Origin of the sequence: Rhodococcus sp. MH15 (assembly GCF_019266045.1) — a bacterium.
GTDB lineage: Bacteria > Actinomycetota > Actinomycetes > Mycobacteriales > Mycobacteriaceae > Rhodococcus_F > Rhodococcus_F qingshengii.
Genome location: NZ_LPNP01000061.1, coordinates 1,305,089 through 1,326,231 on the forward strand (window position 1 = coordinate 1,305,089; position 21,143 = coordinate 1,326,231).

Below are 21,143 nucleotides of genomic sequence, written 5' to 3' on the forward strand. Positions count from 1 at the left end.
CCCTTACCAGACGTAGGCGAGGACTTCCCCGCCTACTCCTTGATTGGCCGCCTGGCGATCGGTGAGCAGACCGGACGACGTGGAGATGATGGCCACGCCGAGGCCTCCGAGGACCTTGGGCAGGTTGGTGGACTTCGCGTAAACCCGGAGACCGGGCTTGGAAACGCGACGCACGCCGGCGAGGCTACGCTCGCGGCTGGGACCGTACTTCAGATCGACGATGAGGGTCTTGCCGACCTCTGCGTCTTCGGTACGGAAATCGGAGATGTAGCCCTCGCGCTTGAGGATCTCGGCGATGTTCGCCTTGATCTTCGAGTGGGGAAGCTTCACCTCATCGTGGTACGCCGTGTTGGCGTTGCGCAGACGCGTCAAGAAGTCTGCGATGGGGTCAGTCATGGTCATAGGTCGACCTCGACACCTTTCTCGCTGTGGTTCCCATGCAACACCGGACGAATCCGATCGTGGGCCTCCAGCAATTCGGCTGGGCCGTCCGACTTGTGTCAGACGGCGTAAGTTACCGCACCGAGCTGAACGCATGCGTCAGCCACGGCAACCGCTCTAGTGTAGGGAACTTTGGCGCAAGTGTCCACCGGGATCCCATGTCGCCTCCCCCACTGCCGCCCGAAGGATGCGATCGGGAAGCTATCGACGCACCCCGAAATCTGAACTGCTCGTTCGGCACCGAAGAACGACACCGACGAACGATGATCGCTTTCAACCAGAGTCGCAGCGGGGCAGTTCTTTTCAGGATCGGCACGATTCACATCTCGATGAAAACCACAAATGGGCGTGGGTTCCAAAGGAACCCACGCCCATTCACATGCGTGGTGTGACGAAGCCCGAGGGCCTCAGATCACCAAGAGCTCTTGCGAACTCCGGGAAGCTCGCCGGCGTGAGCCATCTCGCGAACGCAGATACGGCACAAGCCGAACTTGCGGAACACCGAGTGCGGGCGACCGCACCGCTGGCAGCGGGTGTAGGCGCGAACCGCGAACTTGGGCTTCTTGTTGGCCTTGTTGACCAATGCCTTCTTAGCCATGCGCTCAGTTCTCCTTGAACGGGAAGCCGAGGTGCTTGAGCAGTGCACGGCCTTCTTCGTTGTTGGTTGCGGTGGTCACGACGGTGATGTCCATGCCGCGGGGGCGATCGATCTTGTCCACGTCGATCTCGTGGAACATCGACTGCTCGTTGAGGCCGAACGTGTAGTTGCCGTTGCCGTCGAACTGGTTGCCCGAGAGACCGCGGAAGTCGCGGATACGGGGCAGAGCGACAGACACGAGGCGGTCCAGGAACTCCCACATGCGGTCACCACGGAGGGTGACGCGTGCACCGATGGGCATACCTTCGCGGAGCTTGAACTGCGCGATGGACTTACGTGCCTTGCGGATCTCGGGCTTCTGGCCCGTGATCAGCGACAGGTCATGGACAGCGCCGTTGATCAGCTTGGCGTCACGGGCAGCGTCGCCGACGCCCATGTTGACGACAACCTTAACGACGCCGGGGATCTGCATGACGTTCGAGTAGTCGAACTCGCTGTTGAGCGCGTCCTTGATCTCAGCGCGGTAGCGTGCCTTGAGGCGCGGCTGGACCTTGTTTTCGGTGGAGGTCATGTCAGATGTCCTTCCCGTTCTTCCGGGAAATCCGAACGCGCTTGCCGGACTCTTCGTCGGTGCGGTACCCCACGCGGGTGGGGTTTCCGTCCGAGTCGACGACTGCAACGTTGGAAACGTGGATCGGGGCTTCCTGCGTAACGATGCCGCCGGAGGATGCTCCGCGCTCGTTCGCGGAAACCGCGGTGTGCTTCTTGATTCGGTTCACGCCTTCGACGAGGACCTTGTCGGTCGCGGGGTAGGCCTGAATGACCTTGCCCTTCGCGCCCTTGTCCTTGCCGGCGATGACCAGAACGGTGTCACCCTTGTGCACCTTCATCACAGCACCTCCGGGGCAAGCGAAACGATCTTCATGAACTTCTTCTCGCGCAGCTCACGGCCGACGGGTCCGAAGATGCGGGTTCCACGGGGATCACTGTCAGCCTTGATGAGCACTGCAGCGTTCTCGTCGAACTTGATGTAGGAACCGTCCGGACGACGGCGCTCCTTGGTCGTGCGAACGATGACGGCCTTGACGACCTCACCCTTCTTGATGTTTCCACCGGGGATTGCGTCCTTGACGGTGGCGACGATGACGTCACCGATCCCGGCGTAGCGACGTGACGAACCGCCGAGAACGCGGATGCAAAGGATTTCCTTGGCACCCGTGTTATCAGCGACGCGAACTCGCGACTCCTGCTGAATCACTTGATCTCCCTAGACCTGGAATTTCGTGCGCAACGGATTACCGACCCGGTGCGCGCGGTCATTGTTGCCACCTGCGTCGTGTCTGAGCTGCAGTCCCACCGACTGACGTCGGGAGACGATCACTGCAAGCACCGTTCGAGCTGCGCACGTGAAGACACACCTCTGCCACAGGCAACCGTTCTATTGTAGGGAAGGGTTCACCGAATACCAAATCAGCCGTACTCGACGCAACTCGAACCCTTCGCCCGGAAAGCCCCGAAAGCCCCCGGAAAGCCAAATGGCCCACTCCCCCAAGGGGAAGCGGGCCATTCGGTGATACTCGATCAGCTCGAGGATTCGATCAGGCTTACTTGGCCTTTTCGAGGACCTCGACCAGACGCCAGTGCTTCGTCGCGGACAGCGGACGGGTTTCCATCAGCTGAACGCGGTCGCCGACGCCGGCAACGCCGTTCTCGTCGTGCGCCTTCACCTTGGTCGTACGGCGGATGATCTTGCCGTAGAGCTTGTGCTTGACGCGGTCTTCGAGCTCGACCACGATCGTCTTTTCCATCTTGTCGGACACGACGTATCCGACACGGACCTTACGGCTCGCGCGCTCTTCTGTGCTCACTGCTTTTTCCTCACTCATGCCGCGTCACCTGCATCCGGACCCACAGCGAGTCCGAGCTCACGCTCACGCAGGACGGTGTAGATGCGCGCGATCTCGTGACGAACGGTGCGCAGTCGTCGGTTGTTGTCCATCTGGCCGGTAGCCATCTGGAAACGAAGGTTGAAAAGCTCTTCCTTCGACTCACGGAGCCGGGTGACCAGCTCGTCTTCACTGAGCTCGCGGAGCTCTGCTGCTGGGGTTCCAGTAGCCATCAGAACTGCTCCTCTCTGGTCACGATCCGGCACTTGCACGGGAGCTTGTGCATCGCGCGGCGCAGGGCCTCGCGAGCAATCTCCTCGTTGGGGTATGTCATCTCGAACAGAACGCGTCCGGGCTTGACGTTGGCAATCCACCACTCGGGCGAACCCTTACCGGAACCCATTCGGGTTTCGGCCGGCTTCTTCGTGAGGGGGCGATCCGGGAAGATGTTGATCCAGATCTTGCCGCCACGCTTGATGTGCCGAGTCATGGCGATACGAGCGGACTCGATCTGCCGGTTGGTGATGTAGGCAGGCTCGAGAGCCTGGATGCCGTAGTCACCGAAGGTCACCTGGGTACCGCCCTTGGCGGCACCCGAACGGCTCGGGTGGTGCTGCTTGCGGTGCTTGACCCGCCGTGGGATCAACATGCGTCAGCCCTCCTGATTCTGTTCAGTTGCGGGAGCATCGGCGGTTGCGGTCGCTGCGCGGCCGGCCTCGGTGCTGGTCGCAGTGGTACCGGTGGCACCGGAACGACGCGGACGGCTCGGACGCTCACGACGCGGGCGATCCCCGGCCGGTGCGGCCGTGTTGGCGGCGAGCTCACGCTTGCCACCGACGATGTCGCCCTTGTAGATCCAGACCTTGACGCCGATGCGACCGAAGGTGGTCTTGGCCTCGTAGAGGCCGTAGTCGATGTCCGCACGAAGCGTGTGCAGCGGCACACGGCCTTCGCGGTAGAACTCCGACCGGGACATCTCGGCGCCGCCGAGACGACCGGAGCACTGAACGCGGATTCCCTTGACGTTGGGCTGACGCATGGCCGACTGGATGGCCTTGCGCATTGCACGACGGAAGGCAACGCGGTTCGAGAGCTGCTCGGCCACACCCTGTGCGACGAGCTGTGCTTCAGCTTCTGCGTTCTTGACCTCGAGGATGTTCAGCTGAACCTGCTTGCCGGTCAGCTTCTCGAGCTCGGAGCGGATGCGATCGGCTTCGGCGCCGCGGCGGCCGATGACGATGCCCGGACGTGCAGTGTGGATGTCCACGCGAACACGGTCACGGGTGCGCTCGATTTCGACCTTCGCGATTCCTGCGCGCTCCATGCCGGTGGCGAGGAGCTTACGGATCGCGACGTCTTCCTTGACGTACTCCGCGTACTGCTTGTCTGCGTACCAGCGAGACTTCCAGTCGGTGGTGATGCCGAGACGGAAGCCGTGCGGGTTGATTTTCTGGCCCACTACTGAGCACTTCCCTTCCGGCGATTACGGGTCGATGTTCCGGTCTTCGGCAGGCTCTCCACGATCACGGTGATGTGACTGGTGCGCTTGCGAATACGGAACGCACGTCCCTGTGCACGCGGCTGGAACCGCTTGAGGGTCGCGCCCTCGTCCACGAACGCCGTAGCAACGACAAGCGTGCTGGGGTCGAGGTCGAGGTTGTTCTCGGCGTTGGCTGCTGCGGAGGCGATCACCTTGGCGACCGGCTCGCTCGCTGCCTGCGGCGCGAACTTCAGGATGTTCAGGGCGTCTTCAACCGAGCGCCCGCGGACCAGGTCCACAACTCGACGTGCCTTCATCGGCGTAACGCGAACGTGCTTCGCTACAGCCTTGGCAGTCGGGTTGGCGGTTTCGGTGTTGCTCATCGCCTCTTCGCCTTCCGATCATCCTTGATGTGACCCTTGAACGTGCGGGTCGGTGCAAACTCTCCGAGCTTGTGTCCGACCATGGAGTCGGAAACGAACACGGGGACGTGCTTGCGGCCGTCGTGAACTGCAAACGTGTGGCCGATGAAGTCCGGGATGATTGTCGAACGACGGGACCAGGTCTTGATGACCTGCTTGGTTCCCTTTTCGTTCTGTACATCCACCTTCGCGAGGAGGTGGTCATCGACGAACGGGCCCTTCTTAAGGCTGCGTGGCATCCTTCACTCCCTCCTAGCGCTTGTTCTTGCCGGTGCGGCGGCGACGGACGATCATCTTGTCGCTTGCCTTGTTCTTGCGGGTACGGCCTTCAGGCTTACCCCACGGGCTGACCGGGTGGCGTCCACCTGAGGTCTTGCCCTCGCCGCCACCGTGCGGGTGGTCGACCGGGTTCATCACGACACCACGAACGGTCGGGCGCTTGCCCTTCCAACGCATACGGCCGGCCTTGCCCCAGTTGATGTTCGACTGCTCGGCGTTGCCGACCTCGCCGACGGATGCGCGGCAGCGCACGTCGACGCGACGGATTTCACCGGAAGGCATACGCAGCGTGGCGTAGCTGCCTTCCTTACCGAGGAGCTGGATGCTGGCGCCTGCGGAACGAGCCATCTTGGCTCCGCCGCCGGGACGCAGTTCCACACCGTGGATGGTGGTACCAGTCGGGATGTTGCGCAGCGGCAGGTTGTTGCCCGGCTTGATGTCGGCGCCTGCACCGGACTCGACCGGTGAACCCTGCACCAGGCCCTTGGGGGCGATGATGTAGCGCTTCTCACCGTCTGCGTAATGCAGGAGTGCGATGTTTGCTGTGCGGTTGGGGTCGTACTCGATGTGAGCGACCTTTGCCGGGATGCCGTCCTTGTCGTTGCGACGGAAATCGATCAGTCGGTATGCACGCTTGTGTCCGCCACCCTTGTGACGGGTGGTGATACGACCGTGTGCGTTACGTCCACCGCGACCGTGCAGCGGGCGAACCAGCGACTTCTCGGGGGTCGACCGAGTGATCTCGGCGAAGTCCGAGACGCTCGAGCCACGACGGCCCGGTGTTGTCGGCTTGTACTTACGGATTGCCATGAGTCTTCTCGTCCTCTATGTCTCGTCAAGTCCCGGCGCTTACGCGACCGGTCCTCCGAAGATCTCGATGGGCTTGCTGTCAGCGGACAGGGTCACGAGCGCGCGCTTGGTGTCCTTGCGCTTGCCGTAACCGAATCGGGTCCGCTTACGCTTGCCCTGACGGTTGGCGGTGTTGACGCTGGTCACCTTGACGCCGAAGACCTTCTCGACGGCAATCTTGATCTGCGTCTTGTTCGAGTCCGGGTGCACCAGGAAGGTGTAGGTGCCTTCCTCGATCAGTCCGTAGGACTTCTCGGAGATGACCGGAGCGAGCAGGATGTCGCGGGGGTCAGCGATGGTGCTCACTTGGCGTCCTCCTTGTTCTGAGCGCTCTCTGCGGGCCCGTGGATGAACGCGTTGAGTGCCTCGACGCTGAACACGACATCGTCTGCATTGAGCACGTCGTAGGTGTTGAGCTGGTCGGGTGCAATGGGATGCACGCCTTCCAGGTTCTGCACGCTCTTCCAAGCGGCTACATCCTGGCGACCCACGACGAGCAGCAGCTTCTTGCGATCCGAAATCTCGCCGAGGAACGCGATTGCGCCCTTGGTCGAAGGCGTCTGCCCTGCAACCAGTTCGGTGATGACGTGGATGCGCTCGTTGCGTGCGCGGTCAGAGAGGGCTCCGCGAAGAGCGGCTGCCTTCATCTTCTTGGGGGTGCGCTGGCTGTAGTCACGCGGCTGCGGGCCGTGAACGGTTCCGCCGCCGACGAACTGCGGTGCGCGAGTCGAGCCCTGGCGTGCGCGGCCGGTGCCCTTCTGGCGGTACGGCTTCTTGCCACCGCCGCGGACGTCGCCGCGGGTCTTGGTGGAGTGGGTTCCCTGACGAGCAGCTGCGAGCTGCGCGACGACAACCTGATGGAGAAGCGCGATGTTGGCCGGAGCGTCGAAGATCTCAGCGGGGAGATCGACGGTGCCGTTGGTCTTGCCGCCGGCGACCTTGACGTCCAGGGTCAACTTGGTCTCGGTGCTGGTCATGCCCGTGCACCACCCTTCACTGCACTCTTGACGATCACGAGGCCGCCCTTGCGGCCGGGGATCGCACCCTTGATCAGCAGCAGGCCGTTCTCTGCATCCACCTTGTGGACCGAGAGGTTCTGCGTCGTGATGCGGTCGCTACCCATGCGTCCGGACATGCGCATGCCCTTGAACACGCGGCCGGGAGTTGCACAGCCACCGATGGAGCCCGGGCGGCGGTGAACAGCCTGGGTACCGTGCGACGCGCCCTGTCCCTTGAAGCCGTGACGCTTCATGGTTCCGGCGAAGCCCTTGCCCTTGCTGGTTCCGGTGACGTCGACGTATGCGCCGTCCTCGAAGACCTCGGCGGTGAGCTCCTGGCCGACCTCGTAGTCGGAGGTGTCCGCAACGCGGAGCTCCACTACGTGGCGACGCGGGGTCACACCAGCCTTGGTGAACTGGCCGGAAGTCGGCTTGTTCACCTTGCGCGGGTCGATGGCGCCGAACGCGAGCTGAACGGCGCTGTAGCCGTCACGCTCTTCGGTACGGATCTGGGTTACGACGTTCGGCCCAGCCTTCACGACGGTGACCGGGACAACCCGGTTGTTCTCGTCGAAGACCTGGGTCATGCCGAGCTTGGTGCCCAGGATTCCCTTGATCTTGGTATCAGTCATTGTTTTTGTCTCCGCCGTCACTGAATGTTCACGTCGACACTGGCCGGAAGGTCGATGCGCATGAGCGCGTCAACCGTCTTCGGCGTCGGGTCGAGAATGTCGATCAGCCGCTTGTGAGTACGCATCTCGAAGTGCTCGCGCGAGTCCTTGTACTTGTGCGGCGAGCGGATGACGCAATATACGTTCTTCTCGGTCGGCAACGGCACAGGTCCAACGACGCGGGCACCCGTACGGGTTACCGTCTCGACGATCTTGCGCGCTGACGCGTCGATCGCCTCGTGGTCGTAGGCCTTGAGCCTGATGCGGATCTTTTGTCCCGCCACGCTTAGTGTCCTTTTCTTGCCGCGTTTCGTAGCCCGCCTGGTCAGGCTCGAGCTACCTCGTCTGCACAGTCCTTGCCTGGACGATGACACGACGAACACTGAAGCGATCGGGACCAAGTCCAAGTTCTCGGGAGTACCGAGATTCGGATCGAGATCAGGATCTGCTGCCGCTGTTCGTTTGTCATTGTTCTCCGGTACACGCGGTCGGGCGTGTCGCCTTCTCACTCATCCTGCGCCGGACAATCTTTCGATTATCTGGCGCGTGATGCGTACCGGACGTGTTCGATGTCGAACACAAAGTAGGTACTGCTTCCGTCCTGCTTTACTTCTCGTCTTGCATGGTCACAGTCGTTGACCCGATTACCCTGACGGGATCTGCGATCGATCGTCTGTGACGTCTTACCCTTACCCGATCACGGCCGCAATCGACCGCGTCCCGGACAAGGCAACCCGACCAGTATGCCGTACCTGGCCCAAATCCTCAACTCCCCCGAACTGCCTTTTCCGAGTGAGCTGCGCGACAACAACCTTACTCAGAAGTAAGATACGCCTATGACTATCTCCAGCCCTACCTATCGCGGATGGCAGAAATTGCCGGACAACGCCCTCGGACATGCAGTTTTCTCGGCGGCGATGTCCATTCGCGTGCCCTATTTCGCCTCTGTTCTCCCCCGGGTGACCAAGTTGGAACCAGGGCTCTGCGAGGTCCGCTCCCCCAAATGGTGGGGCGTCCACAACCATCTCGGCACTTTTCACGCGATCGCTGCCTGCAACCTCGCGGAGGTCGCGATGGGCATGCTGAGCGAAGCGACGGTTCCGAACTCCCACCGCTGGATCCCCAAGTCGATGAAGGTCGACTACCTCGCCAAGGCCGAGACCGGCCTGCGGGCGGTCGCCCGACTCGAGACTTTGCCGGACTTCGCGGCGATCGAGAGTGGCACGGAACTTCTCGTTCCCATCTCGATCTTCGACCGGGGCGGCAAGGAAGTAGTCCACGCCGAAATCACCACCTGGGTCTCCCCCAAGTAGGCACTCACGAACCCGCCTGCATCGCAACCTGATTCGCCCGCCAAACAGGTTTCGCAGAATTAGGCACCACCGCAGGTTTCGGCGAATGACGATCGTGGAACACCTCCCCGAACGGCGATGGTCGGTCGGGGTGCCGGTGTCCGGAGGTGGGTTGCGTTCCGGGCACCACATTGTCGACCTCGCGTCACGCCGAGCACCGGGAGGCCTCGTGGAAGAGTTCTTGACCACAACGAGTTCCGAAGCAGGCACGCAGACCTCGTCGTATCCGGACGAGGCCGAGGGATTGGACAGCTTCCGGCGCGACCTCGACGCCATCGACGCTCTACTTCTCGAGACGGTGCGGCAGCGGCTGGAACTCTGCCTGCGCATCGGCGAGTGGAAGCGCTCCCGCGAGGTTCCGATGATGCAACCCGGCCGCGTGCGCGTCGTGCAGGAGCGGGCGCGTGAATTCGCTCGTAGACACGACCTCTCTCCTGACTTCTTCAACGCCCTGTACGAGCTGATGATTGCCGAGACCTGTCGACTCGAAGACCTGGTGATCAACGCACCTGTTGAGGAGGAGGACACTGTTCGGGAATCCGTCGGACCGAGATCAGGATCATCGACATGAGTTCCCGCACCCTTCTGGTGGACAATTACGACTCGTTCACCTACAACCTGTTCACCCTGTTGACCGAGGTCAACGGGGTTGTGCCGACCGTGGTCCGCAACGACGCGGATTGGGATTCCCTCGATCTCGCGTCGTACGACAACGTGGTCATCTCCCCAGGTCCCGGCCGGCCGGATCGCGACCGTGATTTCGGAATCAGCCGCCGTTTCATCGAAGAAGCGCCTCTCCCACTTCTCGGTGTCTGTCTCGGCCACCAGGGCCTGTGCGAGTTGTTCGGCGCGGACGTGGTGGTTGCGCCCGTACCGATGCACGGCCGAATTTCGCTGATCGATCACGACGGCTCGGGCATTTTTGCCGGACTTCCGTCGCCGTTCCGAGCTGTTCGCTACCACTCGTTGACCGTCGAGAATCTGCCGAACGCCTTCGTTCGTACCGCGTGGACGTCCGACGGTCTGCTCATGGGTGTCCGGCACCGGACCAAGCCGATGTGGGGAGTTCAGTTCCATCCGGAGTCCATCAGCACCGAGTTCGGCATAGATTTGCTCGCGAACTTCCGCGATCTGTCCGTCGGACGCACTCTGGATTCGGTGATCCGACCCGAACCTGTTCCGCAAACACCCGACCTGCGGCCGGCGATCAACTACGACGTCGACGACGTGACTCTCGATTTTGCAGTGGACCCGTCGGCGGCCTATGCAGCACTGTTCGCCGACGGCCCGAACGCGTTCTGGCTGGACCGCGCGGCAACCGCAGAGCCGAGTGCGCGCTTTTCGATTCTCGGCGATTCGTCGGGGCCGCTGGCCGAGTTCATCACGTACGACGTGCAAGCCGAGGTACTGACTGTCAGCCGAAAAGGCTTGTCCGACGAGCACATTCGAGTTCCTTTCTTCGATTACTTGGACGCACAACTCTCGACACGCTTCGTGCCCTCGCATCCGGAACTCGACTTCAACCTCGGCTACGTGGGCTACCTCGGCTACGAACTGAAAGCACAGACCGGAGGAAGGGCAGTCCATCCGGCACCCACTCCTGATGCCGCTCTGGTGTTTGCCGATCGCGCCGTCGTCATCGATCACACCGCGGGCCGCACTCACGTTTTGAGGTTGCGCGAGAAAGTCCGGGACGCCGGCTATGACGATTGGCTCGAATCGACCGTCGACACCCTGGCGCGGATCGGCGCGGACCTTCCGGAACGCACCCCCGTTCCGCTGATCAGCGACACCGTCTGGACGCAGGCTCGCCTTCGGCATGATCGCGATCAGTACCTGTCGTTGATCGGAACGGCCCTCTCGGAGATCCGGGCGGGTGAGTCCTACGAGGTGTGTCTGACCAACATGGCGAGCGTCGACGAGACGATCGATGCACAGCAGGCGTTCGAGTATCTGCGCTCGATCAATCCGACGCCGTACAGCGCACTTCTCGACTTCACCGGCATCTCGGTGGTCTCGGCCTCGCCTGAGCGGTTCCTTCGTGTCGACTCGGCCGGCAACGTCGAGTCCAAGCCGATCAAAGGTACCCGCCCGCGCGGCGTCACCCGAGCGCGTGATGCTGCACTACGGCAGGACCTGCTCGACAGCGAGAAGGACCGCGCCGAGAACCTGATGATCGTGGACCTCACCCGCAACGACCTCACCAAGGTCTGCGTTCCGGGAAGTGTCCACGTTCCGAGGCTGTTCGCGATCGAGTCGTACTCGTCCGTTCACCAAATGGTGTCGACGGTGCGCGGACACCTGAGTCCGGGGTCGTCGGCGGTGGACTGTGTGCGTGCCGCGTTCCCCGGTGGATCGATGACCGGCGCCCCGAAGGTACGGACGATGGAGATCATCGACCGCCTCGAATCAGGCCCACGTGGGGTCTACTCGGGATCGATCGGGTACTTCGCGCTCGGTGGCGCCGCGGACCTCTCGATCGTGATCCGGTCGCTGGTCTGCACCGAGAGCGGCGTGACCTTCGGAATCGGCGGTGCCATCACAGCGTTGTCCGATCCGGAAGAAGAATTCGACGAGACCACGGTCAAGGCGTCCACGCTGCTCCGTGCGCTCGACGCGGTGTCCTCGCGGGTCCTCGAGTACGGCGGGTAGATCCAGCCATGACGGCGTCATCAGGCACAGCGACGGTTGTCGGCGGGCTGGGTGCCGTCGGATCCATGTTCGTCGAACTGCTTCGCGCCGGGGGGTCGACCGTCACCGTCGTCGACCCAGCAGGCATCGATCCCGACGGAGATGTAGTCGTCGGAGACATCACGAAACCCAGTGAGCAAGTCCTCGCGCACGTGGAGTCCTCGCGCATCATCGTGCTCGCGGTTCCCGAACAGGTCGCTCTAGCCGCACTACCGAGCCTTCGGACATCCGGCGCTCTCGTTGTGGACACGCTGTCGGTCAAATCGCGGATGGACGCAGCAATCGCCGACGCCGGCCGAGAAGGGGAATTCCTCGGACTCAACCCCATGTTCCGTCCGTCGCTCGGGCCACGCGGTCGGGCCGTCATCGCAGTGCCGTACGTCGGCGGTCCGCAGTCCGACAGATTCCTCGACATCGTGCGCTCGTGGGGAGCGTCGGTCGCGGTGATGGACGCCGATCGTCACGACCGGTTGGCTGCGGCCACCCAGGTTCTGACACACGCGTCGGTGCTGGCTTTCGGCGTTGCCCTGGCCGAACTCGGAGTTTCCGCGGACGAACTCCTCGCGGTCGCCCCTCCCCCGCATCGGGCCTTGCTCGCGCTCCTGGCGCGTGTAGCCGGCGGCGAACCGGAGGTGTACTGGGACGTACAAGCGGGCAATCCGTACGCAGGTGCGACACGAAAAGCACTGTTCGATGCCACCGCACAGGTGGACAGGGCGGCCGAGACCCTCGGCGACTTCACGACGCTGATGAAAACCGCCGACGCAGCGCTCGACAATCGCTCAGGCGAATTGAACGCGGAGTGCCAGAGCTTGTTCGATCGCATTGCCGAAGGGCACAGAGAGATCGCCGAAGGGCACAGAGAGTAGGGCACGATGAGACCTGGAGTGAGTCCGCCCAGCCTCCCGGAGTACGACGCCTCCGATCCGGTCGAGAGTGCAATCGTCCGCCGCCTTGCGAGCAATTGGGCGCGCCGGGCAACCGTGAAGAAGGCGGAGCCGGAACTGGACGATCTCTTCGATTCGTCGTTGTCCGACTACCCCGAAGCACTTCTCCCGTTCGCGGAGCATCCGATCTACCTGGCATTGAGCCCCGAGCAGAAGCAACGCCTGCAAGCCTGGGCATGGATCGCGTTCAACAAGAACGTCATGGACATCGAGAAGTACGTCGTCAATCCCGGCTTCGACGTTCTCGCCGAAGACCGACTTAACGTCGGTCTCGGAGATTGGGCTGCAGTGGCGGTCAATCAGGCGATGGTCGACGAGCAATATCACACGCTCATGCACTTCAACGCCAGTTCAGCGACCCGTCGAGGCAGGGGCTGGGGGCTGCCGGCCAAGGCATTGCCCGACGTCCTGACGGTCCGCACCCGGGCGCAAGCCCTCGACGCAGCCGAGGGGCCTCGCAAGATTGCCCTGACACAGTTGGCGTTCATGACCGTCGCCGAGGTGTCGATCACCGCATACCTCGACCTGATCTCGGACGATCCGGGCGTTCAGTCGATCAACCGCGCGACAATCCGGTTGCACGCTCGCGACGAGTACTGCCATGCCTCGATTGCCGGGGAACTGGCGGTGCTGGTCTGGGATTCCCTGGATCGTGGAGATCGCAGCTATCTATTGGAAGGCTTCGAGGGCGCCATGCGCGCTTTCAGCGGAACCGACTTCGGCGCGTGGCGAGCAATCATGGAAATTGAAGCCATACCTGGAGGACGGAAGATGCTCGACGATGTCGCATTGGAACCGCACAACGAACTGTTCGTGCAGGACTACAGTGGAATAACGTCCCTGCTCCAAAAGCTACAAGTAACATCAGAAGTAACAATCGCTGCAGATAAATATTCTGCCAGTTAATCCCGTGCAATAAAAGAAATAGTTCGCAACGAACGAGAACCAGCAATAGTCCGCAATTATCGGGCACTCCCGATTTTTCAGCTAGACACGAGCGTTCTCGAATAAATACCTGACGGATTTATCAAGAAAAGACGGGAAGATCCCGCGCCCGCTGCCTCCGACCCAAGACCCGAGACGAGAGTTGTCCGGAATCCTTGTCATAAATTCGATAAAGAGGCCACAAGATTGCATGCAGAATACTGTCTGCTGCAATCAAGAATGTTAACTTCCAATTCGATACACCATGATGCTCGAGGGTTTTCTTCGATGCTCGATTATATCGTGCATACACTCGCGGCGAACTAACTCCACGTCTACCCGAAACCTTTGCGGCCATGCTCGAGATCTGCCCCACTGCGCAACGAACATGCGCCATGCAGAGGGATAGATCGATATCCTCATGAATGTCGGTTCGATCGCTGACCGCACCCCTAACGGCCAACCAAGCCGACCGACGCATCGCCATGTTACTGCCTGGAACTGCAACAACGGGCCGAACCGCCCCCTGAGCCCCGCGACCGAGTCGCCAATTCGTCCATCGGCGCTGAAGGCCGGCGATCGGAGATTCATAAAGGTAAGTCAGGCCAGTTACGCCCGAGAAATCGTCGCGACGCTCGAAGAATTCGTGAACCGCAACGGCCCAGTCTTCCCCCACGATCGTATCCGCGTCGATACGTCCGATAATTTCTCCACTCGCCGCGTCAAACCCTTTGTTTCTCGCATGCACCACCCCGGGGCGGGATTCTTTGAGAAGCCGAACCTTGGGACAACTACTTTGATACTTCTTGATCAACTCGGAAGTGTTGTCCGAGGAATTATTGTCAACGATGATGATTTCGTCGACATATTCACCTTGAGCAATGAGCGCTTCGATGCACGTTTCGATGTATTCAGATTCATTAAAAGCCGGAACAACCACCGACAACGTCGCGTTCGCCATTTCCCAACGGTATCGCGAATCTCTCCACAAGACATCGAGCAGCGGGCCCAGGGGACCAACCGGAAGGAATCGGGGGACTTTCGTCACCGGTCAAATCAAAGACCTCCGGTCCGCGCAACCGAATACCCACCTGCGCAGATGCGCTGAAAATCTATTTGGTCATTCGTTCAATTAGAAGAGATCTTTACGTTACAAAGAATATTTGTGATTCTTGCCACAAGGTGAAATCGAAGGTGAGAGTTGCTGGCAGGAGCCACATACTCCCTCTCACGCGTCCGATTGCCCGAGTGTCGGTTTGACCCTCCGGTAACATCTGAGCGGAGATCACGGATAGAAGACAGAAGGCATCTGTGCGCCCGTCGGGAGCGCGTGCCCGTTCCGACAATGCAGACAGCGGAGTGTTGATGCCCTTTTCCACGGACGCAGCGGTACTAGTGGAGGACGTACACAAGTCCTTCAAGAACGTGCACGCGCTGCGAGGGATCAACTTCACCGCCCCACGTGGGACAGTGCTCGGCATCTTAGGTCCCAACGGCGCAGGCAAGACGACGACGGTGAAGGTCCTCTCCACGCTCATTCGTCCCACCAGTGGACGCGCGATGGTGGCTGGCTACGACGTAGTGCGCAATGCTCCCGAGGTTCGACGCTCCATCATGATGACCGGGCAGTTCGCCGCCCTGGACGATTCACTCACCGGCCGGGAGAACATCGAACTGTTCGGCAGGTTGATGGGTCTCGACCGAATGTCGGCGAAGGTGCGCGCTGCCGACCTGCTCTCTCAATTCGACCTCGTCGAAGCAGGATCTCGAGTAGTGAGGAACTACTCCGGCGGTATGCGCCGACGAATCGATATCGCGTGTGGCCTGGTTGTTCGCCCCGAGGTCGTTTTCCTCGACGAGCCGACCACCGGCTTGGATCCGCGCAGTCGGCAGAGCGTCTGGTCGCTGGTCCAGTCACTGAAGGAGCAGGGAATCACCGTGCTCCTGACAACTCAGTACCTCGAAGAGGCAGATTTACTGAGCGACAACATCATCGTCATCGACAAAGGCGCAGTCATTGCTGAGGGGACTGCTGACCAACTGAAGGCGCGAACCGGCGCAAGCTTCTGCGAGATTGTGCCCGCAGATCTCAAACAGCTGCCTCATGCGGTCCATGCCCTGGGCAATCTGGTCCCCCGCGACTTCAGATTCGATCTGGCACAAGAAAGCGGTCGCATCGCTATCCCCGCACCTGTCGGCGCAGGAACCCTCTCCGAAGCGCTGCGTCGTCTGGACCACGCACGGATTCCGCTTGCAGACATCGCGCTTCGTCGCCCGTCACTCGATGACGTCTTTCTTTCACTCACAGGTGAACAGCACGTAAGCGAGACGCCGTGACGACAACTACAAAATTCGGGGTCGATCAAGTGACTGTCCGCGGGGAAAGTCGCAGCAAGATTGCAGTCCCCGAGGCTTTAAGCGTTGGAAAGCACCGCCGACCGCATCCATCAGCGATCAATCAGTGGTGGGTGCTGACTGCACGCACCGTCAAATCGATGGTCAAGCGCTATGAGCTGCTCGTTGCAGTCATCGCACCGCTGATCTTCACGATCGGGTTCTACCTTCCCTTGAAGTTCGTCATGCAACTTCAAGGGATCAACTACGCGCAGTTCTTGATGCCGATCATTGTCCTGCAGGCGATGGCATTCACATCGATCTCGGCTGCTCAAATGTCTTCGACCGAATCGATCACCGGCTTCAGCAACCGGATGAAAACCATGCCGGTCGTCGGCCCGATCCCGCTGCTGTCCCGTCAATCCAGTGGGTTCGTCAGATCAACAGTCTCGCTTGCTGCCGCATTGGCGTTCGGCCACTTGATCGGTTTTCGATTCTCAGCCGGAGTCGGGCAGGCCGTCTTGTTCTGCGCTGTCGCCCTGGCGTTCAGCACCTGCCTGTCCTTCGCTGGTGACGCCATCGGCTCATTGTCGAAGAGCCCGCAGGCCACCAGTCAAGCGCTGACATTGCCACAGTTGATTCTGGGGATGTTGTCCTGCGGTTTTGCGCCCGAGACCGGCTTTCCCGAGTGGATTCGGCCGTTTGTACGCAATCAACCGGTATCGCAGTTTTCATTCGCCATGCGTGATCTTGCACAAGGCGGAGTCACCTGGAGCGTCCTGTTTCCCGTCGTTGCGTGGACTATCGGGTTGATCGTCGTGTTCGCGCCACTCGCGTTCTGGGCAAGTATGAGGCGGTCATGAACGAACCGACAGATCGATTCATGGCTGTAGTCCGCCCGGTCGAGGGGTTCAACTTCCCTTACCCGGATAAAGCGCTCCCCGAGAACTCGTTCAAGGCGCTGGTCGTGCACAGTGGGATTCAGGCCAAACGCCTGCTGCTCACCTGGCTGCGAGATCCGTCGACGGCCATTCAAGCCCTCATATACCCAGCATTCATGTTGCTCATGTTCCGGGTCGTATTGGGCAATTCGATTACAGCAGCAACCGGCCAGTCGAGTATTTTCGGGACAGTTCCACTGATCATCCTCGTAGGCGCTATGTTCGGGTCGATTGCGAGCGCCGTCGGCCTCAAAGGTGAACGCGCGTCCGGACTGCTGAGTCGATTCTGGACGCTCCCCGCGCATCGCGCCTCGAGTCTCGTCGGACGCATGATCGCAGAAGCAGTCCGAGTTCTTCTCACGTCAATCGTGATTCTCGGCGTCGGCTATCTGCTGGGGTTCCGATTCAATCAAGGTCCGCTGGCGGCCTTCGCGATCTTGGCGTTGCCCGTCATTTTCGGCGTCGGTTTTGCCATGATGGTGACGGCCCTGGCCACTGTCTCCGACAACTTGCCGCTCGTCGAAATCGTATCCATCTCGTGCACACTATTGATGTTCTTCAATTCCGGATTCGTCCCTGTGATGGCCTACCCGAAGTGGCTTCAACCAGTGGTGGCAGAGCAACCGATGTCCGTCGCTATCGACACGATGAGAGGGCTGTCGTTGGGCGGTCCTGTGGCGGAACCCCTCGTCAAGACGCTGATCTGGTCCATCGGCATGATTCTGGTCTTCGTCTACCCAGCAATTCGGGGATACCGACGCGCCGCGGCGATGTCGTAACGAATACAGACCGCAAACCGACTTCACAGTTCGAGAAACAAGTGGCACCAGGGATGAGCATCGATGTACCCGTGCCACGCAACGAGAGGTATCTAACTTGACGCGTACAAGGCAGTCCATGTGGAGGCGCGCTACCGGTGTCGCCGCGGTGACGATGGTGTGCGCTCTGGTTCCGGCCGGTATCGCAACTGCGTCGCCTGTCACTCACCAGGGCGGCGGAGATTCGGTGGAGCCCGTCACGAGTGGTTCTTACGTCGTCTCAGTCGAGCAAGTGAACGATCGCCAAAAGATCGTGAATGTATACGCGGCGTCGATGGACCGCGTTGTTCCAATTCAGGTCATCACTCCTGCCGATGACTCCGCGCCCCGTCCCATCCTGTACTTGCTCAACGGAGCCGGTGGTGGACAAGATTCCGCTACTTGGGAGTACCAGACCGATGTCGTCGACTTCTTCCAGGACAAGAACGTCAACGTCGCGACGCCAGTTGGTGGACGCCTGTCGTACTACACCGACTGGCAGAAGGAAGACCCGAAACTTGGTAAGAACATGTGGAGCACTTTTCTGGGTAAGGAGCTCCCCCCGTTGCTGAACAAGCAACTTGGCAGCAATGGCGAACAGTCGATTGCAGCAATCTCGATGTCGGGTACTTCTGTGCTCAACCTGGCGATCGAGTACCCAGGTTTTTACAACTCCGTTGCCGCATTCAGCGGGTGTGCTCAGACCAGCGATCCGCTCGGCCAGCAGTTCGTCAAGACCACCACGGAGTGGATCGGCGGCGTTGACGACGTGCAGAACATGTGGGGTCCGTTCGACGGCCCCGGTTGGCGGGAACACGACCCCCTTGTGAACGCTGAGAAGCTGCGTGGCACACAGATTTACATGAGCACCGGCAGCGGGCTCCCCGGTTTCCCCAATGACACCCCTGCTAATCCGCGCATCCAGGACGGCCGCGCTGCGATGTTCGACCAGATCGTTGTCGGCAGTCCGATCGAGCTTGCAACCAACCTGTGTACCTCCAACATGGCGAAGCGGCTCTTCGAACTGAATATTCCGGCAGTAGTGGATTTCCGACCAACAGGTACCCATTCATGGGGATACTGGCAAGACGATCTACACAAGTCCTGGCCATTCATCGCACAGTCTCTGGGCGTCTGATTCAAGTGCCTCGTGCTGGCTTCAACTCCAGCACGAGGCACCGATTAGCTTCATAGGAGGAATCAGCGGTGCGGTTCATTCGGATCATGCTGGTCGTACTGGGAACGTGTTTCCTGCTGTCTGGCACCTCAGTTAGTGCCCTGGCGGATGATCGAGAACCCAGCCCTGGTTTCGCGACTATGGGTCCATCGCCGGCGGGCTCCAACAACTGGAATTGCGTTCCGAGCGCCGATCATCCTCGTCCGGTAGTTCTCATCCATGGAACAACCGCGAACATGGTTGATACCTGGGCTGAACTTTCCCCGCAACTTGCTGATCTCGGCTACTGCGTATTTGCTCTCAATTATGGAGGGGCACGGGAAATCTTCAATCCCAACGCTCTCCAATGGGGTATCAGGGACATTGCGACTTCAGCGAAAGAGCTTGCAACCTTCGTTGATTCAGTTCGCCGTCATACGGGTGCAGGCCAGGTGGATCTCGTAGGCCACTCCCAAGGGGGAGTCGTCGCTCGCCAGTACCTGAAGTTCGACGGTGGTTCGACTCCGGAAGATCCGTCGAAAAACGCCGTCCATTCTCTGGTCACCCTCGGCGCTACCAACCACGGAACGACCTTCGGCGGCTTGCAAGCAAACGCCAAACAACTCTCAGATATGGGGCTTCCTGGAGACCTCTTGGTTCAGGCGATTTGGGGACCAGCCGGTGTTCAACAACTTCAAGGGACACCGCTGTTGACTGAGCTCAATGCGGGCTCGGAAACCCAACCGGGAGTTACATATACCGTAATCGCGACCGCTCACGACCAGATTTCAACCCCTCCGGAAGCTTCGTTCCTTACCGCAGGCCCCAATTCCGTTGTAAACAACGTCTGGGTCCAGGATGGATGCCCAGGCAACACTGCCTCGCATGCGGGGCTGGTTCGTGACGCGCATTCGTTGGACCTCGTAAAATCCGCGCTCGATCCGGAATTCACGCCGATCCCCTGCGCATAGCTACCCCAGACGTCGAGATGGTCAGCCGCAGCGGTCGAAATCGCACGCTCGACAAACTCCGATCGACAAGCGTGCGCTGTCACGGGTGAACATGACCTCCTACAAGGCCAATCACGAAGAGCGAAGCATACGAGCCTGGCCGTCACCCGACCAGGCTCGTATACGCCGGTTGATCAATCAGCGGCGCCACCGCGCAACACACGCTCAATGATCAGCCCGATAGCGCGAACGCCTTCAGGAGACATCATCTCCAGGTGGTGAACGTCGACCAATTCATCCGTCAGTTCTCCTTGCGCGTACGGACCCCAAACCTTATCGGCTTGCTTTGCGTCCGAACGATCCAACGAACTCACGAAGGTGATCGGCCCCCCGAACGACTGCGGCCGATGGGCGTTGATCAGCTTCGCCGAAATCGCAATGCTTGTGAGCAACCGCTTGATCGCAGACGCATCGAGTCCGATTCTCTCTCCGTCGACAGCCGTCAAGATCTCTGCAGACCTTTCGACCGACAATTCATCGAGCTTTTCGTTCTCGCCGAAGACAATCCCCATTGCAGCCAACTCAGCGCGCACCTGGACAGCGTGCTCTGATTCGTCGCGTGTTTCCGGCGAACCGTCCAGCAAGATCAACGCCTCAACGATCTCGCCTCGCTCCTCCATCTTCGCCGCAACCGCTTGAGCAATGATCGCGCCGAGCGACCAACCGAGAATTCGGTACGGGCCTGACTGCTGAACCCGGGTGATCTCTTCCACGTAGCGATCCGCGTAATCGTCAAGGGATCGTCCTTGGAATGCCTCATCAGTCAGAACAGGGCTCTGCAATCCATAAAGCGGAATCGAACGGTCCACAACAGCCGCCAACGGCGCAAAAGGCCACGCCAGTCCAACGAGTGGATGAACACAGAACAACGGCACATCGCTCCCTGTCGTTCTCAGCGGCAGAAGCGTTCGTAGTGCATCATCGGTTTTCGCATCGAAGCCCACCCGAATTCCGAGTGCAATTCGTTCTGCAAGTTCGCTGACCGTCGAAGTAGCGAAGATGAGTCGCAGTGGGACCTCCACGGAAACTGCTGCGCTCAGCCGAGCAGCAACCCTCGCTGCGACCAATGAGTTGCCACCCAACTCGAAGAAGCTGTCGTCCGCTCCGATGTGCTCGACACCGAGAATCTCCGAAAAGACGCTTGCGACAAGTAGTTCAGCTTCGGTAGTGGGAGCCCGGAACACCGCAACCTCGAACACCGGCTCCGGCAACAACTTCCGATCCAACTTCCCCGAAGCATTGAGCGGCAACGCATCCAACACCACAAACTGCGACGGCACCATATACGACGCCAACCGCTCCCCCACACCCACCTTCACCACATCAACATCAACCGAAGACCCCACCGCAGCAGTGACATACGCAAC

Annotated in this window: 28 protein-coding genes; 10 read left to right on the forward strand and 18 right to left on the reverse strand. The window is 60.5% G+C overall.

Features of this window, described 5'->3' with window-relative positions:
• Positions 1–3 precede the first annotated feature (3 nt).
• From rpsH to rpsJ, 16 genes are all read right to left on the reverse strand, one after another.
• The gene (rpsH, locus tag ATN37_RS14080) at positions 4–402 is read right to left on the reverse strand and encodes a 30S ribosomal protein S8 (RefSeq protein WP_003940873.1); all 399 of its coding nucleotides are present in this window, start codon (positions 400–402) and stop codon (positions 4–6) included.
• Positions 403–853: 451 nt separating this feature from the next.
• On the reverse strand, positions 854–1,039 hold the full coding sequence (locus tag ATN37_RS14085) for a type Z 30S ribosomal protein S14 (RefSeq protein WP_003940698.1): 186 nt from the start codon (positions 1,037–1,039) through the stop codon (positions 854–856).
• A 4-nt stretch (positions 1,040–1,043) separates the two neighbouring features.
• Positions 1,044–1,610 (reverse strand): 50S ribosomal protein L5, encoded by a 567-nt coding sequence (gene rplE / locus ATN37_RS14090; RefSeq protein ID WP_003940924.1) that lies wholly within the window; start codon positions 1,608–1,610, stop codon positions 1,044–1,046.
• 1 nt (position 1,611) lies between these two features.
• Complete coding sequence (rplX, locus tag ATN37_RS14095; RefSeq protein WP_003941019.1) at positions 1,612–1,929, reverse strand: 50S ribosomal protein L24; 318 nt, start codon at positions 1,927–1,929, stop codon at positions 1,612–1,614.
• The gene (gene rplN, locus ATN37_RS14100; protein ID WP_003940951.1) at positions 1,929–2,297 is read right to left on the reverse strand and encodes a 50S ribosomal protein L14; all 369 of its coding nucleotides are present in this window, start codon (positions 2,295–2,297) and stop codon (positions 1,929–1,931) included. Before rplN ends, rplX begins: the two co-directional genes overlap by 1 nt.
• Before the next feature lie 346 nt (positions 2,298–2,643).
• A complete protein-coding gene (gene rpsQ / locus ATN37_RS14105) occupies positions 2,644–2,925 on the reverse strand; it encodes a 30S ribosomal protein S17 (protein ID WP_003941020.1) in 282 nt (93 codons plus the stop codon).
• A complete protein-coding gene (gene rpmC, locus ATN37_RS14110; RefSeq protein WP_003940734.1) occupies positions 2,922–3,158 on the reverse strand; it encodes a 50S ribosomal protein L29 in 237 nt (78 codons plus the stop codon). Before rpmC ends, rpsQ begins: the two co-directional genes overlap by 4 nt.
• Complete coding sequence (gene rplP / locus ATN37_RS14115; protein ID WP_003940899.1) at positions 3,158–3,574, reverse strand: 50S ribosomal protein L16; 417 nt, start codon at positions 3,572–3,574, stop codon at positions 3,158–3,160. The genes rpmC and rplP overlap by 1 nt, the downstream gene beginning before the upstream one ends.
• Before the next feature lie 3 nt (positions 3,575–3,577).
• A complete protein-coding gene (gene rpsC / locus ATN37_RS14120; protein ID WP_003941003.1) occupies positions 3,578–4,384 on the reverse strand; it encodes a 30S ribosomal protein S3 in 807 nt (268 codons plus the stop codon).
• Positions 4,384–4,788, reverse strand: a complete 405-nt coding sequence (gene rplV / locus ATN37_RS14125) for a 50S ribosomal protein L22 (protein WP_003940717.1) — start codon at positions 4,786–4,788, stop codon at positions 4,384–4,386. Before rplV ends, rpsC begins: the two co-directional genes overlap by 1 nt.
• On the reverse strand, positions 4,785–5,066 hold the full coding sequence (rpsS, locus tag ATN37_RS14130) for a 30S ribosomal protein S19 (protein WP_003940820.1): 282 nt from the start codon (positions 5,064–5,066) through the stop codon (positions 4,785–4,787). The genes rplV and rpsS overlap by 4 nt, the downstream gene beginning before the upstream one ends.
• 13 nt (positions 5,067–5,079) lie before the next feature.
• A complete protein-coding gene (rplB, locus tag ATN37_RS14135; RefSeq protein ID WP_003940895.1) occupies positions 5,080–5,916 on the reverse strand; it encodes a 50S ribosomal protein L2 in 837 nt (278 codons plus the stop codon).
• Positions 5,917–5,955: 39 nt separating this feature from the next.
• Positions 5,956–6,261, reverse strand: a complete 306-nt coding sequence (rplW, locus tag ATN37_RS14140) for a 50S ribosomal protein L23 (RefSeq protein WP_003940990.1) — start codon at positions 6,259–6,261, stop codon at positions 5,956–5,958.
• Positions 6,258–6,932, reverse strand: coding sequence for a 50S ribosomal protein L4 (gene rplD, locus ATN37_RS14145; RefSeq protein ID WP_003940723.1), 675 nt, complete (start codon positions 6,930–6,932; stop codon positions 6,258–6,260). The genes rplW and rplD overlap by 4 nt, the downstream gene beginning before the upstream one ends.
• On the reverse strand, positions 6,929–7,585 hold the full coding sequence (gene rplC, locus ATN37_RS14150) for a 50S ribosomal protein L3 (RefSeq protein WP_003940826.1): 657 nt from the start codon (positions 7,583–7,585) through the stop codon (positions 6,929–6,931). The genes rplD and rplC overlap by 4 nt, the downstream gene beginning before the upstream one ends.
• 17 nt (positions 7,586–7,602) lie before the next feature.
• Complete coding sequence (gene rpsJ / locus ATN37_RS14155) at positions 7,603–7,908, reverse strand: 30S ribosomal protein S10 (protein WP_003938093.1); 306 nt, start codon at positions 7,906–7,908, stop codon at positions 7,603–7,605.
• A 552-nt stretch (positions 7,909–8,460) separates the two neighbouring features.
• Between rpsJ and ATN37_RS14160 the strand changes: the two genes are divergently transcribed.
• From ATN37_RS14160 to ATN37_RS14180, 5 genes are all read left to right on the forward strand, one after another.
• Entirely contained in the window at positions 8,461–8,937 is a 477-nt protein-coding gene (locus ATN37_RS14160; protein WP_058226394.1) for a hotdog fold domain-containing protein, read from the forward strand.
• A gap of 85 nt (positions 8,938–9,022) precedes the next feature.
• The gene (locus ATN37_RS14165) at positions 9,023–9,547 is read left to right on the forward strand and encodes a chorismate mutase family protein (RefSeq protein ID WP_042922406.1); all 525 of its coding nucleotides are present in this window, start codon (positions 9,023–9,025) and stop codon (positions 9,545–9,547) included.
• Positions 9,544–11,628, forward strand: a complete 2,085-nt coding sequence (gene pabB, locus ATN37_RS14170) for an aminodeoxychorismate synthase component I (RefSeq protein ID WP_007728560.1) — start codon at positions 9,544–9,546, stop codon at positions 11,626–11,628. The genes ATN37_RS14165 and pabB overlap by 4 nt, the downstream gene beginning before the upstream one ends.
• Before the next feature lie 8 nt (positions 11,629–11,636).
• Positions 11,637–12,536, forward strand: a complete 900-nt coding sequence (locus ATN37_RS14175) for a prephenate dehydrogenase dimerization domain-containing protein (protein WP_165638182.1) — start codon at positions 11,637–11,639, stop codon at positions 12,534–12,536.
• Between the two features lie 6 nt (positions 12,537–12,542).
• Entirely contained in the window at positions 12,543–13,520 is a 978-nt protein-coding gene (locus tag ATN37_RS14180) for a diiron oxygenase (RefSeq protein WP_165638181.1), read from the forward strand.
• A 121-nt stretch (positions 13,521–13,641) separates the two neighbouring features.
• On the opposite strand, the gene ATN37_RS14185 is transcribed toward ATN37_RS14180, so the two are convergent.
• A complete protein-coding gene (locus tag ATN37_RS14185; protein ID WP_058039007.1) occupies positions 13,642–14,499 on the reverse strand; it encodes a glycosyltransferase family 2 protein in 858 nt (285 codons plus the stop codon).
• Between the two features lie 404 nt (positions 14,500–14,903).
• Here ATN37_RS14185 and ATN37_RS14190 point away from each other — a divergent pair, with 404 nt between their 5' ends.
• The 5 genes from ATN37_RS14190 to ATN37_RS14210 all read left to right on the forward strand — a co-directional run bounded on the left by ATN37_RS14190 (position 14,904) and on the right by ATN37_RS14210 (position 19,737).
• A complete protein-coding gene (locus ATN37_RS14190) occupies positions 14,904–15,875 on the forward strand; it encodes a daunorubicin resistance protein DrrA family ABC transporter ATP-binding protein (protein WP_020969036.1) in 972 nt (323 codons plus the stop codon).
• A complete protein-coding gene (locus tag ATN37_RS14195; RefSeq protein WP_054781949.1) occupies positions 15,872–16,735 on the forward strand; it encodes an ABC transporter permease in 864 nt (287 codons plus the stop codon). Before ATN37_RS14190 ends, ATN37_RS14195 begins: the two co-directional genes overlap by 4 nt.
• Positions 16,732–17,592: an ABC transporter permease gene (locus ATN37_RS14200; RefSeq protein ID WP_058039006.1), complete on the forward strand. Its 861-nt coding sequence runs from the start codon at positions 16,732–16,734 to the stop codon at positions 17,590–17,592. The genes ATN37_RS14195 and ATN37_RS14200 overlap by 4 nt, the downstream gene beginning before the upstream one ends.
• Positions 17,593–17,710: 118 nt before the next feature.
• Positions 17,711–18,748 (forward strand): alpha/beta hydrolase family protein, encoded by a 1,038-nt coding sequence (locus tag ATN37_RS14205; protein ID WP_058039005.1) that lies wholly within the window; start codon positions 17,711–17,713, stop codon positions 18,746–18,748.
• Positions 18,749–18,927: 179 nt separating this feature from the next.
• A complete protein-coding gene (locus tag ATN37_RS14210) occupies positions 18,928–19,737 on the forward strand; it encodes a triacylglycerol lipase (RefSeq protein ID WP_256082506.1) in 810 nt (269 codons plus the stop codon).
• A 173-nt stretch (positions 19,738–19,910) separates the two neighbouring features.
• Here ATN37_RS14210 and ATN37_RS14215 read toward each other — a convergent pair.
• Positions 19,911–21,143: thioesterase domain-containing protein (locus ATN37_RS14215; RefSeq protein ID WP_256933213.1), on the reverse strand; the 1,233-nt coding region annotated here is incomplete at its 5' end.

Excerpts from the sequence above, each read along its gene's own strand:
- rplV (WP_003940717.1), bottom strand. The coding sequence starts at position 4,788 with ATGAGCAACACCGAAACCGCCAACCCGACTGCCAAGGCTGTAGCGAAG.
- rpmC (WP_003940734.1), bottom strand. The coding sequence starts at position 3,158 with ATGGCTACTGGAACCCCAGCAGCAGAGCTCCGCGAGCTCAGTGAAGAC.
- rpsS (WP_003940820.1), bottom strand. The coding sequence starts at position 5,066 with ATGCCACGCAGCCTTAAGAAGGGCCCGTTCGTCGATGACCACCTCCTC.
- ATN37_RS14200 (WP_058039006.1), top strand. The coding sequence starts at position 16,732 with ATGAACGAACCGACAGATCGATTCATGGCTGTAGTCCGCCCGGTCGAG.
- rpsH (WP_003940873.1), bottom strand. The coding sequence starts at position 402 with ATGACCATGACTGACCCCATCGCAGACTTCTTGACGCGTCTGCGCAAC.
- pabB (WP_007728560.1), top strand. The coding sequence starts at position 9,544 with ATGAGTTCCCGCACCCTTCTGGTGGACAATTACGACTCGTTCACCTAC.
- ATN37_RS14210 (WP_256082506.1), top strand. The coding sequence starts at position 18,928 with ATGGGTCCATCGCCGGCGGGCTCCAACAACTGGAATTGCGTTCCGAGC.
- ATN37_RS14185 (WP_058039007.1), bottom strand. The coding sequence starts at position 14,499 with ATGGCGAACGCGACGTTGTCGGTGGTTGTTCCGGCTTTTAATGAATCT.
- rplP (WP_003940899.1), bottom strand. The coding sequence starts at position 3,574 with ATGTTGATCCCACGGCGGGTCAAGCACCGCAAGCAGCACCACCCGAGC.
- rplB (WP_003940895.1), bottom strand. The coding sequence starts at position 5,916 with ATGGCAATCCGTAAGTACAAGCCGACAACACCGGGCCGTCGTGGCTCG.
- rplX (WP_003941019.1), bottom strand. The coding sequence starts at position 1,929 with ATGAAGGTGCACAAGGGTGACACCGTTCTGGTCATCGCCGGCAAGGAC.
- ATN37_RS14175 (WP_165638182.1), top strand. The coding sequence starts at position 11,637 with ATGACGGCGTCATCAGGCACAGCGACGGTTGTCGGCGGGCTGGGTGCC.
- ATN37_RS14205 (WP_058039005.1), top strand. The coding sequence starts at position 17,711 with ATGTGGAGGCGCGCTACCGGTGTCGCCGCGGTGACGATGGTGTGCGCT.
- rpsQ (WP_003941020.1), bottom strand. The coding sequence starts at position 2,925 with ATGAGTGAGGAAAAAGCAGTGAGCACAGAAGAGCGCGCGAGCCGTAAG.
- rplD (WP_003940723.1), bottom strand. The coding sequence starts at position 6,932 with ATGACCAGCACCGAGACCAAGTTGACCCTGGACGTCAAGGTCGCCGGC.
- ATN37_RS14165 (WP_042922406.1), top strand. The coding sequence starts at position 9,023 with ATGACGATCGTGGAACACCTCCCCGAACGGCGATGGTCGGTCGGGGTG.
- ATN37_RS14160 (WP_058226394.1), top strand. The coding sequence starts at position 8,461 with ATGACTATCTCCAGCCCTACCTATCGCGGATGGCAGAAATTGCCGGAC.
- ATN37_RS14085 (WP_003940698.1), bottom strand. The coding sequence starts at position 1,039 with ATGGCTAAGAAGGCATTGGTCAACAAGGCCAACAAGAAGCCCAAGTTC.
- rplC (WP_003940826.1), bottom strand. The coding sequence starts at position 7,585 with ATGACTGATACCAAGATCAAGGGAATCCTGGGCACCAAGCTCGGCATG.
- rplE (WP_003940924.1), bottom strand. The coding sequence starts at position 1,610 with ATGACCTCCACCGAAAACAAGGTCCAGCCGCGCCTCAAGGCACGCTAC.
- ATN37_RS14190 (WP_020969036.1), top strand. The coding sequence starts at position 14,904 with ATGCCCTTTTCCACGGACGCAGCGGTACTAGTGGAGGACGTACACAAG.
- ATN37_RS14180 (WP_165638181.1), top strand. The coding sequence starts at position 12,543 with ATGAGACCTGGAGTGAGTCCGCCCAGCCTCCCGGAGTACGACGCCTCC.